We start from the raw sequence: 13,409 nt of genomic DNA, 5'->3' as shown, positions 1-13,409 counted from the left end.
ATCTTATGACAATGATTGTTCGGCTTTTACGCCGAAAAACTTATTTGAAATAAAGAGTACAAAGGCAATTAAGGCTATTTGAATCATTCCGTATGCTGCAGCCTGCCCCATATTAAACATTCTGAGCTGGTTCATGATTTCAATCGAGATAGGCCGATTGGAGATTGTGTATAACAAAACGGAAGTCGGAAATTCCCCAACAGACTCGACAAATGCTAGCAAAGTTCCAGATAGGACACCAGGCATAATAAGCGGGAGAATCACTCTCCTAAAGGTATAAAACCACTTAGCACCAAGATTTCTGGAGGCTTCTTCGATTGAATCATCCAATTGTTCTAGAACGGCATTCGTGGATCGAACCACCAGAGGTATATGACGAACAAAATAAGCCAGCGGCAGTATCCAAAACGTTCCGACAAGAATGTTCCCAAAAGAAAAAACATTTGGCTCATTAAAAGCAAATATCAGGTTCATCCCAATAACGGTTGCAGGTAAAGCCCATGGAATCATTACCAATATGTCGACGAAATTCTTGCCAATAAATTTCCGTTTTACAAGAAGATAGGAAGTAATAACGCCGAACACTAAGTTTCCAGCCGTTGCAATGAGCGATAGCAGCAAGCTATTCTTTAAAGGTTTAAAGATATTAGGATCCTGGAGCAGTAACCGATAATTTTCAAAGCTAAATACAGAAGGATAGGTTTGCCATGTCCAGGTCCCGTCAGGAACTAATGAAAGAAGTAGAATGGTGAAGTGCGGCAGTAACAAAATGATAACCCCGACTATTCCTACGAAAACCATGATCCATTTCAGAAGTGGATTCTTTACCTCACTTCGATGAGCACCAATCCCTTTGGTAGCCATTCTGTAATCCCTTCTGTTTTGATACCAGCGCATAAACAGCAAAAAAGAGATGGAAACGATCGAAAGGATAACGGATTGCGTGGCTGCAACTTCCATATCACCGTTTATTTTCGAAAAATAGATTTGTAGGCTTAATACCCGGTAACCTCCTGCTAATAAAAACGGTGCACTGAAGGATGCCATTGAAATCATAAATACTAGTAGTGAAGCAGCTACAATCGCAGGAGTTAATAAAGGAAAAGTCACCTTCCAAAAAACTTTAAATCGATTGGCACCCAAATTATACGCTGCTTCCTCTAAGCTTGGATCGATCTTGTTAATGGCAGATGATACCGTCATATAGAAATAAACATACATCGTATAGGCATGGACAATCAGAATACCTGAAACACCGCCTATTTTAAAGGGCACCTCTTTAAGACCAAGTAAATCTTTTATCGCATTGGGGACAAGTCCAGTTTCACCATATAAAAACATAAATGCCATAACCCCTACTAAAGAAGGTAGAACGATTGGCATAACCGCAGCACTCGCGAAAAACCCCCTGCCCGGAAAATCATAACGATTAAAGATAAAGGCAAGTGGAATACCAATAATTGCACTACCCAATACACTTAATATCGAAATATAAACAGAATTCCATAATGCCACTAAATTTGTTTTCGACTCTTGGGTAAAGAAATCCTGATAGTTTGCTAGAGATACACCGCCTTCCGTTTGCAAGCTCTCCATTAAGGTCCTTAATGAAGGATAAAGGACATAAGCCACTAATATTAAAAGTACGGGAACCAAAAGCAGAATTGTAAATCGGGTATCACGATTCTTGATCATGGGACATCACCACTAACAACAGGTATGATCCGGATTTGTTCCTCAGGAAGCTGAACCCAAACGGTGGCACCTGACTGAAGATTACGTGATCGAGTGTTTAATAAATTGACTTGAAGAACCATTCCTTCTACATTGATTGTCAGGTTGATAACCGATCCAAAAAAGTCCACATCTTCTATTTTTCCTTTAAAAATATTAAACCCTTCAACTGGACTTTCATAAACCTTCACTGCCTCTGGCCGAATGGAAAGGGAAAGTTCCCCTTTTTCCTGATGTAAGTGAAAAGAATGATGATCTACAACCAGTTCTTTCGTACCAGCTTCAACTTGAACCGTAACATACATTTTTTCTTGATCGATTCTTTCTACTTTGACCGGAAAAAGATTGATTTCACCTATAAAACTAGCGACAAAATCGTTGACCGGTTCATTATAAATCTCAGAGGGAGTACCCACCTGGTGACAGACACCATAATTAAAAACGGCGATTCTATCACTCATCGATAGAGCTTCCGCTTGATCATGTGTTACATATATCGTGGTAATCTTATACTCTTTTTGCAGCCGTAAAATTTCACTCCTCATTTCATCACGGAGCTTCGCATCCAAATTACTCAGCGGCTCATCGAGGAGAAGGATTTCAGGCTCAATGACCAGGGCTCTTGCCAGAGCTACACGCTGTTGCTGCCCTCCACTTAGCTGACTCACTTGACGATCTGAATATTTTTCCAGCCTTACTTTACGGAGCACATCCTGTACTCGTGCTTTTAATTCACTAGAAGAAATTTTCCTGACTCGTAAACCAAATGCTACATTTTCAAAAACAGTCATGTGAGGAAAAAGGGCATAGTTTTGAAAAACCATGCCCGTATTTCTTTTTTCTGGAGGGACACGCGTCATATCCTTATCATCAAATCGTACAATGCCCTTGGTAGGATAATAGAACCCTGCAATCATTCTTAGAGTAGTAGTTTTCCCACAGCCACTTGGACCTAAAAAGGTAAAGAATTCTCCATCCTTTATTTCAAGGTTTAGATGATCGACTGCCACTACCTTTCCAAACGCCTTTTGGACATTATCAATTGTTATTGACGCCATGACCTAACACTTCCTATTCTTTGACTTCTTTAGCTCCGCTCTTGATATTTTCATCCCAATATTTCATCCAGCCGTCACTTTCCTTTTGGAATACCTTCCAATCAATGTCCATCGCTTTAATTTCTGTATTCGTGATCCAATCAGGAAGGTTTTTCACATCAGATCTAGTCGGAATCCGATAAAATTCTTCAGCCAATAATTTAGCTGCCTCTGGAGTATTAACAAATTCATAGAATGCTTTTGCGGCATTTGGATGTGGTGCACCCTTCACAACGGCAATTCCTTCCGTTAAAACTGGTGTCCCACTTTTAGGAACAATGAAATCAAATGGATAATTTTTATTTTCCTTCAACATAACAACATCCGGCATCGCCCAGACAGAAATATCACCTTCGCCTTTCGCAACCTTGTTGTACATCATTTCCGGGTTAGCAGAATACTCTTTCGTATTGGCATCAAGCTTTTTCAACCAGTCATAGCCTTTTGCAGGATCATTGGTATCTTTAAAATCGCGATAAATCATCGCCGAAAAAATGGTCCTCATCGTTCCTGAGGCAAGTGGATAACGGATAATGATTTTATCTTTCCATTTAGCATCTAATAATTCATCCCAATCCTTAGGAGCCTCTTCTTTTTTAACCTTTTTATTGTTATACATGATCACTTCAGGAGTTTGGCTCGTCCCGGACCAGTTCCAATCTGGATCATGGAAACCAGCATCAAGACTTCCAGAATAAGAAGGTTTATAGGGTTCAAGCAGCCCTTCGTCCTTTGCTTGATCAAAGTTAACAGACGGTGCTCCCCACCAAACATCCGCTTGCGGATTGTTTTTCTCGGAGCGAATCCGGTCCAGTACTTCCTGAGACCCCATATCAAGCCACTCTACATCAATGTTGTATTTTGCTTCAAATTGCTGTTCAAATTTGGATAATATGTCTTTACCGTGCGGGGAATAGACCACAATTTTCTCTTCCAGCTTTTCTGTATTTTTATTCTCCTGATCTTTTTCAGGTTTCGCTGAGCTTTGTTCGGAAGAATCCCCACACGCGGATAGGAGCATCACTGCCGATAAAGTTAAAGTCGTTAGAATAGATACCTTTTTCTTCTTTTTCACAACAAATCCCCCTTAGATTGACTAATGTAAAATGGTTTTATGTTCGCGTAGAAACAGCGAAACAGCCCCCAAGACCCCTGCATTATCCCCCAGCTGTGAAGTTTTCAATTCTACTGAACTCGGAAGGTATTGATTCACGATTTCCCGCAATTTAGGCAAGATATATTCAGATGACTTTAATACACCACCTCCCAAAATGATCACCTCCGGATTGATCAGACTTGCCGAATTAATAATCCCGTAAGCGATATGCTCAATGGCCTCATCAATTACATCTTGAGCAAGTTTGTCTCCTTTTTTCATATAATGAAATGCCATCTCTCCTGTCAGTTCTGAAGCATTCGCCTGATCATACAATGGATGATTCGGCACTTCCCGTACTAACTGTGTGAATTTTTCACCGATTGATTTTCCCCCCGCCACACTTTCCAGGTACCCGTAGCGGTTAAAGATCGGCTTAAATTCATTTTTCATATCATTTTTATTAGTTACCATGTAACCGATTTCACCTGCGGCACCTGAAAAGCCGCGATATAATTGATTATGAATGATAATGCCGCTGCCTATCCCAGTCCCTACGGCAATATACAAAACGTTTTCTTTGTTTTTTGCATTACCGAGCCATTGTTCTCCAAGAGCGGCCACATTGACATCGTTATCCACATAAACAGGAAAGGAAAAATATCGGTTTGCTTCAGCAATAAAGGGATAACGGACCCAATTTAAGCTTGGTGCTTCCAATATGACTCCACCTAATCGATCTGTTATGCCTGGTACACCTGCTCCCATTCCAAGGATCCTTTGGGAATCGATTTGAAATTTTTTGACCATGCTATCAATCTCTTTGGCAATTTGTTTTAATAGTCCAGAATGTAAATAGTGGTTTGTCTGAAAGCTGCTGGAAGAGATGATTTTACCCTGTAAGTCACAAATGACTGTTTTTACTTTCGTTCCCCCAATATCGGTGCCAATAATATAGGCAGCTTTTTCGTTATAATAAAGTTGGATTGGCCTCCTTCCTCCTTGTGACGTGGATTCTCCTATTCCTTTTTCCAGTACCCAATTTTCGTTGATTAGTTCATCGACTAATAAGGACACTGTCGGCTTACTAATGTTGATCTTCCCAGAAATTTCTGCCCTAGAGATTGGTGCATGTTCCAAAATACATTGAAGCACTCTTTTTTTGTTTAAGGATTTAATTTGTGTGGTATTTCCATTCATACTCATTCCATCACGGCCCTAATTGTTTTGGTTAGTAAGTTCCTCTAACTAACCAAAATATAACATCTTTAGGAAAAGATTGACAACGGTTATTTGTTAAATTTTCGGATAAATCAAATAATTTCGGTAAAAACAGGAAAAATTACCTATAATTCCCTTCTTTTAGGTAAAATTTACCGTTTTAATTTTCTGAACATTAATGATGTTTACAATTTTATCCTATTATGTTTATTATTAGGTATAGTTTACTCTGCTGTTAGTTAGGCAGGTTAACTAACATACCTATCACTAGTATGAAAGGAGGGTGCGCTAATCTCTGTTAATTACTTAACCATTTATTTATGAAAGGGGTTACAAATTTGAAAAGGTATTTGAGTGGGTTTATTGTTTTTCTCTTGGTTGTTTCCTTGCTCCCATTCACAGAAAGTATGACAAAAGCTGAAGAACATAATGTTGAACTTTGGAATGCCGTAAAGCCTCTTGACACAACCGTTTCATTTCTCAATACCGGTGCACACCCTGATGATGAGCGAAGCGACTTTCTTGCCTATTTATCAAGGGGGCTTGGTGTTAAAACCGCCAGCCTTATTGGGAATCGTGGCGAAGGCGGACAAAATGAAATTGGCCAGGAGTTAGGAAATGGCTTAGGAATCATTCGTTCACGAGAAATGATTGAAGCCGCCAAAATTACAGGTGTGAAAACCTATCACTTAAGTGAAACAACCTCGGATCCTATTTACGATTTCGGTTTTTCCAAAAGCCCAGAAGATACATTAGCAAACTGGGGAAAAGATCTGACATACGAACGCTTAATCCGTTTCATTCGTACTTACCAGCCTGATATTGTCATGCCTTCCTTCCGAAACGTTGACACTCAGCATGGACACCATCGAGCCATCGAGATTCTAAGCGAGCAGGCATTTACGGATGCAGCCGATCCAAATGTATTCCCAGATCAACTAAAAGGAGGACTTCAGGTCTGGCAGATTAAAAAACTGTATTTACCTGCTGAAACAAAGGAACAGACTGAAACCTCCATTGAAATTGGCATGGTTGATCCTATTTACCAAATGTCCTACCCTCAATTAGGAGAACAGTCTCGTTTTATGCATAAAAGCCAAGGAATGGGCAGTACTATTCCTGTAGCCCCAAGACAGGTTGATCTAGAATTACTTTACAGTGTGGTAGGTGACAAAACTGACCTTTTCGCTGGCATCCCGTATAACTTTAAGGAATGGGCAGGTCAGCTTCCAAAAACTGAAAATGATTTAAAAATACACTTCACAAAACTCCAAGACAAATTAGACGCAATCATCTCCGCTTACCCTAACCAAGACGAAGTATTTACAAAAGCCCAAGATACATTGAAGGAAGTCCGCAATTTATTGAAGAAGACTGAGAAAGCAAAACTAGATGCAAATTTGAAAAATGATTTGCTTCATAAACTTTCCTTAAAGGAAGAACAATTACAGCAGGCCAGCTTTGCATCTTCACAGCTCGAGGTAAAAGCTTCCGTCGCCTCGAACGTCCTTACAAAAGGACAACAAACATTGGTTACTGTCACATTGAAAAATAAAGGTGTGAAGGAATTAAAACAGGCTGAAGCAGAATTAGTAGTGCCGGATGGTTGGACTATTTCCACCAACGATAAAGCTTCTAGCCTTGCTCCAGGTCAAAGCTTACAGGTAACGTATCAAGTTCAGGTGCCTGAGGATGCTGACTTTTACCATGCGTACAAAGAACCGGTTATTCAGGCTAAAATCAATTATGATTACGCCGGCAGCAAAACCAGTCACGTAAATGTTCTAGATGGAACCGTCGCCGTCCTCCCTGATGTTTCTCTTACCCTAAATCCGGAGGATATTGTTGTGAATACGGCCGATGTCCAAAAGCAAATTCCGGTAAAAGTAAAAGTGAAAAATTATCGCGAAGGAAATACCCAATCCATTGTTTCCTTGAAGGTAGCAGAAGGCTGGGGGGTTTCACCAAGCGAAGCAAATGTGAATTTAAACAGCCAGTTAGAGGAAAAAGAAGTTTCTTTTAACTTAATACCTCCTGCAAATATCCAAAAGGGTAAATTTACAGTGGCAGCAGAAGCAAAGGTTAACGGGAAAGCCTTTAAATCTACCATACAAGAAATCAAATACGATCATATTGGCCAATTCTATTACGAATACCCTGCCAAAATAAACGGTGTTGCTTTTGAACTGCAGAAAAATGACAACCTAAAAATTGGTTACATTGAAAGTGGTTTTGATCAAGTTGCCGACTATTTATCCAATGCAGGTCTGAATATTACCAAGCTGAGCGAATCTGATGTAAAAACTAGGGATTTAAGCCAATTCGATACCATTGTAGTTGGAATCCGTGCTTACCTCTCTCGAGCAGATTTATTAGCTAATAATGAACGTCTGAAAGAATATGTTTACAATGGCGGGCATGTCGTCATGCAATATCATAAACCTACCGGCGATAAATGGAACGCCCAAACCTCCGCCCCATATCCATTAACGATAGGCAATCCGTCTATCAAATGGAGAGTAACGGATGAAAAGGCGAAAGTTACCGTTTTACAGCCAGAATCCCCTCTTTTCAATTATCCGAATAAAATCACCGTAAGTGATTGGGATAATTGGATCCAAGAAAGAGGTCTGTACTATCCTATGGCTTGGGATAGTCATTATGAAACATTTGTCAGCATGGCTGATCCAGGAGAAGCACCATTTGATGGAGGTATACTAATGGCGAAATACGGAGCGGGAACCTATCTGTATACAAACCTTGTCTTCTATCGCCAAATTCAAGGCCAAGTTCCAGGCGGCTACAGAATCTTTACGAACTTAATCAGCTATGGAGCTGATCGTTAAATTCCTGAAATCACAAAGACAGTCCCTCGCGTCAATGGCCGAGGGACTGTTTATATTTTCGCAGTTCATGAACGAATCAAAAAAGTATTCCCCTATTGTTTCTTCTTCTGCCAAACATATTATAAAAAGATTGTCTTCTACCAATATTCAAAAGCGCAGTTATCCAGTTATTCAAAATCAAGCACTTCCTATCTAAAAGAATTCAGAAAGCAAAGTTCACTTTCCAAATTTAATTTTAGATTTAAGGTATCCTAATATGCTGGCAATATTTTTGCTTGGTTTTCATCACAAAGACTTAAAACAATCATCTTGCTGTAACATCTTTAATCGAGTCGGAAATAACGTCAACTACTGCTTTTCCAGCATCTTCTACAGTATTAATTACATTATTGGCTACATCGCCTACCACTTCTACCCCCTGCTTTGTTTTGTTACGCCCCTGATCAATGGCAGATTGATTTTGCTCAGTCATTCACTATTCCTCCTTAGACGATTAAATTAATACTATCTCTTTCAATTATTCTTTTCAAAAGTTTTTTTCTGTTTAGTGGAAGTTAATGGAAACTGATTGAACCGGTCTTTTGTATTTTTCCATTAGGCTTTTTCTTGTTAACCTAACCCGAAAAACTCTTTCTCGTTTATATTAAGAAATTAAAAAAGACCGAACATGCAGCTACATGTCCGGTCCAGCAATAGACGGTTCCCTTCAAGTGAGGCTAATGAGGTAAAATAATCCATCCGGTTGCCAAACTCGTTTTTGTGAACATTCTGAAAATATATAAAAAAGCTTACTCAAAGAGTAAGCTTAACCTCTATAGACACTATCACATGTTCCAGGCTTTGGTTCATAATAACAATGATTTTTAAATTGACCAGATTTAGGTTGACCGTACCATGTTGGAGGGCATGGAGCATATGGATTAAAATACCAAAGAGCATATTTCCCTGGGTGTTCTCTCCAATAATCCAAATTCTGTTTTGCTAATCTTTTTTCAGCAGTTCTTGCTCTTTGATAAAATACATTCCCTTTTTGAACAGCTTCAAAGGAAAAATTTCCTCCTTGTACTTGAAAAATAACTTGGCGAATTAATCTTATATCTTTAAAGTCTAAACAATTTGCTACAAGACGATTAACAATTACATTTCCAACATATAACATTCCCTGTTGTCCTTCACCTTCGGCTTCTGCTCTCATCATCCTTGCCATTAAGTCGACGTCCGAACTTCGGTAATTTACTCTGGGCATTTTTTCACCTCCAAAATATAGTATGAAAAAAAGCCTACAATGATGAATATTATATTTCTTTTATTTCAGATAATTCTTCTTTAAAAAACAACACGAAAATAACCTAAATTAATAACTAAATTGAATACATTCATTGCATGTAGATCGAAAATCAAGAATAAAAAGATAGAATATTTCTGTTTAATAATCATTGCTCAAACGTTGATTATAATCCCTCTCAATCACTTGTTTCCAGTTACGGTCAATCTTTTTGCCGCTTCGAAGACTGCTCACCGCTTCATTTACCGCTTCAAAGTTCATTTGTGTCCCAATCGTGTCCGCATGATAATCCACAGCAAAGTCTTCATCGATTCCAAAACGTGCAGCGGTTGAGACGGCATCTATATTCGCTCCAAGGAACAGGAATTCCCAGCCAAATTTCTCCTTTTGATACTGAACCATTTTTTTCACTTTTTCCACTGTGAATTCACGGCTGGCATTTTCCATCCCGTCCGTGGTAATCACAAACAGGACCTTTTCTGCTCGTTCTGCCTCACTGGTCCTCTTTTGGACATTCACTATTTTTTGAATGGTAAATCCAATCGCATCAAATAAGGCCGTAGTCCCCCCTACTTCATAATCCTTATCAGTAAGGAGAGAAATGCCCTTAACATTGATTCGGTCATGTAATAGCTCGTATTGATGATCGAATAAGACGGTCGTAACAATGGCTTCTCCTTCGGCTTTCTGCTGTTTCTTGAGCATGGCATTATAGCCGCCAATGGTATCAGCCTCAAGCCCTGCCATAGAGCCACTTTTATCCAAAATAAACACTAATTCCGTTAGGTTTTTTTTCATCATAATCATCCTCCGTCCGTTGATAAACAAAGGATACCATTCATTCGTTGGGAATTGGTCGCTTGGAAAGCGACATTTTTAGGCACCGAGTAATGGCTGATCAAAAGCGAATAAGGCTCCATTGATTTCATGAATATTGTAATTGGCTTGTTGGCGTTTACAACTGTTTTCTTCCACGATTCTTTTCAAAAAGTTTTTTTCTGTTTAGTTGAATGTAATGGAAACTGAATAAACTGGTCATTTGTATTTCTCCATTAGGCTTTTTCTTGTTATCCTAACCCGAAAAACTCTTTCTCTTTACTATTAAAAAATAAAAAAAGACCGAACATGCAGCCACATGTCCGGTCCAGCAATAGTCGGTTCCCTTCAAGGGACCGGATTATTGTTCTCCTACTTATAAAAACGGGTAGATAGCATTGGCGTATGCCTGTGCTCCTTTTTGGTTCGGGTGGCCCATTGAAGCTCGTTTACAAATTTCAAAGTCTATACCTGTACAACCTGCTTCTGTACAAGAAACGAGACGCTCGGCAGCCAGTAAGTCTTGTGGGGATAAATCTAAATTTATGCCAAATACATAAGGATCATTGGTAAGTGCAGCATGCTCCGGACCGATGTTTGGGTCTGCAAAGAAAATTCGAGTTTCTCCGCCCTTTTCTGTATTAATTTCATTAACGGCTTGTTGCAAGAATGTCTTAGATTCGCTTGCGAGCTGCATGCTGCGTTCATGTATGATATCCAAATGGTGCTTCGTCAAAAATCCAGAAGCCACACCGCCAGGAACACCAGCAGTTGCAACACCTAGTGCAACCAGCAATACCTCGACCGCTGCTAAGTCACTATGTTCTGAAACAGGCGGATAATAGCCCGTCAAGATAATTTTCGCTTTTTTAAACGTGGAGTGAACTTTATCCAGTAATTTTTTTGTATGACATAAAAAATATTTATGGTGAAGAGGAGCTAAATCTTCGGTTGAAAATGGGTTTAAAACCACTCTCATATTTACATCATTGATGCCGCCATCTAAAATAACTAAATCAACCTTGTCAGGTTCTCCGACGAAACGATCCACTTGCTGTAAGATTGTTGGATACGAAGTCGGAACTTCTCCATCCCATACAGGATTCGACCTTTTATCATCTACGCCAATGATTGCACCTGAATGAGCAAGGACCGTAGTATATGATCCAATATTTCCGAGCCTTGATTTTACTGTATTACTAACAAGAGAATAATGCTTTTCATGCGGTCCGAGACCTTGACCCCAAGAAACCGAATCTCCAAGCACAAGCAAATGGAAGGTATCGAGTACTAAATCAATTGTATTAGAAGGCGTTCCATCTGCGAGTACAACCTGTGCGGTGACTTGCTCCCCTGAAGGATTTTCTGCCACTGTGTTAGGCCGAACCAATGTAAACTCCAGCTGTGTCGGACTTAAAAGCCTTACATCTGTCATATCCTGGCCATGAATTCGCACAATCGCGTTGTCTGTGAAACCACTTCCGATTAATGTTACTTTTTTGCCCGGTGATACTCGATTTGGGTAGTCTTTATCCATACCTTCCTGCACAATCGATTGGATCTTCGGTTTGATATACAGAGAAGCCTTGTTTGAGATCGTTCCATCCGCTTGTTTCACCTGAACAGTATGCTGTCCTCCACTAATTAATGGTACAGAAAATTGAATAATAGTATCACTAAATACGATTGTGTTCGCCGGAACTCCATCGATGAGCACCACATCTGTTTTTGTAAATCTCTTCCCTTTAACGGTGACGTTTTCTTCCGCAAAAGCAAGAGCAGGGCTTGTTTCAAAAATTGCTGGTTCTAGCATTTTGCGACGAAACTCATCCGGATCAATCACGGATATACGGATTGGTTCGGATAATTTCATTCCATTAGAACCTGTCAGTCCCGGGTTGGAATAATAGCCATTCGGACCTCTAGCACCAGCGGTTCTTGGCCCTGGTCCACATACAGCACCAAATTTTGCTTTAACGGATGCACCAACAGGTCCCCCTTCACCGCCTGATCCGGGGTTACCTGGCTGACCGCCGACACCGCCGCGTCCCCCCTCAATAGCAACATCGAAACCGGAAATATAAGAATTAATGACTGTTTGAGGGGCATAGAAATATAGTCTTCCGCCGTTTCCTCCATTTCCTCCATCACCGCCAATTCCTGCATTTCCACCTGTGCCGCCATTTCCGCCAGCCCCAGAACCTGCCTTACAAAATCCTGCCCAATCAAGTTGAGCCGGCTTTCCTGCACCGCCTTGTCCGCCGTCTCCACCATCTTGCCCAGCACCACCAGCTGTTCCGTCTTGACCATTTAAGTCGAAGGCTGGGCGGCCTGTCATGTCTAACACCCACACTTCAATTTCAGGTGCACTATGACCATCTGGACCACGTCCCCCTTTCACCCCGTAAATTCCATTTGTACCATTGATTCCAGCAAGTGTCGAAGAAGTTGGGGCCTGTGGTGGTGTTGCTGGTTTCCATGGTTTTGCCGGACTAGCTTTAGTGGGACGCTCCCATGTAAATGTGACATTCTGGCCGACCGTAATTTTTTCTGCGATTAAAATGAGATAACGTTGTGGCTGCTTCAATACGACAGTTGTATTATCCTGTATGTTAATTTCGGTAGCAACCCAGTAAGCTGTATCAATGTTAATTTGGGATGTGACGCTAGCACTAGAAGCTGCATAAACGGTTTGAGATGGGATTGGGACCGCCTGTAAAACGGATGCCTGCCCGCCAAAAGGCTGCAGAACTGAATTCTTTGTTGTCCCTGTATTTACTGCTTTATAGGCAGATTGAAAGTAGGTCGTAGTGGCTATTATGTTTGAGCTTGGCTTTGTAACTCCAGGCTGTGGGATTAAATTTCCGGACAAACTGAGCGTTCCAAGAGATGAGAGAGAGGTGATTCCAACTGATTCTAGCACCGCCTTATGATATTGCATGCGGTCCTGACTACTTGCTAATGAGGCAATAGACTTCGAATTGACCGAAAGTGTGGCAAGGGAAACAGCGTTTAACACATTACCTAACGTTATAGACATTTAGCTCCTCCTTCATATAATAACTTTACAAATATGTAAAATTATTCTAAAAGACTTACTTTAACAGAATACATTCGTTAGTCCCTTCATTGTAGAGACCATAGTCCTATTCGTTCGACAACACCCAAAACAAGTAATGATAAAAGTCGTCATTTATATATTTTCAGAATAATCCAAACTGCTAGAATAAAAAAAACGCTAAACTCAGAATAAGTAGAGTTTAGCGTTTTTCGCTTTACGTATTTAGTTGTGTTTTTTTAAATAAAGGTAGATA

9 protein-coding genes are annotated in these 13,409 nt (G+C 40.2%); 1 reads left to right on the top strand and 8 read right to left on the bottom strand.

The window, feature by feature from the left end; all coding sequences use genetic code 11:
* Positions 1 to 3 precede the first annotated feature (3 nt).
* From KW850_RS27815 to KW850_RS27800, 4 genes are read right to left on the bottom strand one after another with little or no spacing between them, the layout of a single operon-like run.
* On the bottom strand, positions 4 to 1,695 hold the full coding sequence (locus KW850_RS27815) for an ABC transporter permease (RefSeq protein WP_218350968.1): 1,692 nt from the start codon (positions 1,693 to 1,695) through the stop codon (positions 4 to 6).
* A complete protein-coding gene (locus KW850_RS27810; protein WP_218350967.1) occupies positions 1,692 to 2,792 on the bottom strand; it encodes an ABC transporter ATP-binding protein in 1,101 nt (366 codons plus the stop codon). The genes KW850_RS27815 and KW850_RS27810 overlap by 4 nt, the downstream gene beginning before the upstream one ends.
* A gap of 13 nt (positions 2,793 to 2,805) precedes the next feature.
* Complete coding sequence (locus tag KW850_RS27805; RefSeq protein ID WP_218350966.1) at positions 2,806 to 3,906, bottom strand: extracellular solute-binding protein; 1,101 nt, start codon at positions 3,904 to 3,906, stop codon at positions 2,806 to 2,808.
* Positions 3,907 to 3,927: 21 nt separating this feature from the next.
* Positions 3,928 to 5,127, bottom strand: a complete 1,200-nt coding sequence (locus KW850_RS27800) for an ROK family transcriptional regulator (RefSeq protein WP_218350965.1) — start codon at positions 5,125 to 5,127, stop codon at positions 3,928 to 3,930.
* A 359-nt stretch (positions 5,128 to 5,486) separates the two neighbouring features.
* Between KW850_RS27800 and KW850_RS27795 the strand changes: the two genes are divergently transcribed.
* Complete coding sequence (locus tag KW850_RS27795; RefSeq protein WP_308128863.1) at positions 5,487 to 7,994, top strand: NEW3 domain-containing protein; 2,508 nt, start codon at positions 5,487 to 5,489, stop codon at positions 7,992 to 7,994.
* A 304-nt stretch (positions 7,995 to 8,298) separates the two neighbouring features.
* Here the strand turns inward: KW850_RS27795 and KW850_RS27790 are convergent, their stop codons facing one another.
* The 4 genes from KW850_RS27790 to KW850_RS27775 all read right to left on the bottom strand — a co-directional run bounded on the left by KW850_RS27790 (position 8,299) and on the right by KW850_RS27775 (position 13,135).
* Positions 8,299 to 8,466 (bottom strand): hypothetical protein, encoded by a 168-nt coding sequence (locus KW850_RS27790; RefSeq protein WP_218350963.1) that lies wholly within the window; start codon positions 8,464 to 8,466, stop codon positions 8,299 to 8,301.
* Between the two features lie 333 nt (positions 8,467 to 8,799).
* Positions 8,800 to 9,240 (bottom strand): cell wall hydrolase, encoded by a 441-nt coding sequence (locus KW850_RS27785; RefSeq protein ID WP_218350962.1) that lies wholly within the window; start codon positions 9,238 to 9,240, stop codon positions 8,800 to 8,802.
* Between the two features lie 180 nt (positions 9,241 to 9,420).
* The gene (locus KW850_RS27780) at positions 9,421 to 10,077 is read right to left on the bottom strand and encodes a vWA domain-containing protein (protein WP_218350989.1); all 657 of its coding nucleotides are present in this window, start codon (positions 10,075 to 10,077) and stop codon (positions 9,421 to 9,423) included.
* 394 nt (positions 10,078 to 10,471) lie between these two features.
* Positions 10,472 to 13,135 (bottom strand): SGNH/GDSL hydrolase family protein, encoded by a 2,664-nt coding sequence (locus tag KW850_RS27775; protein ID WP_218350961.1) that lies wholly within the window; start codon positions 13,133 to 13,135, stop codon positions 10,472 to 10,474.
* Positions 13,136 to 13,409: the final 274 nt, after the last annotated feature.

This window comes from Bacillus sp. sid0103 (genome assembly GCF_019219025.1).
Note: the sequence above shows the minus strand (reverse complement) of the source record. Positions and strands in the feature narration are given on the sequence as shown.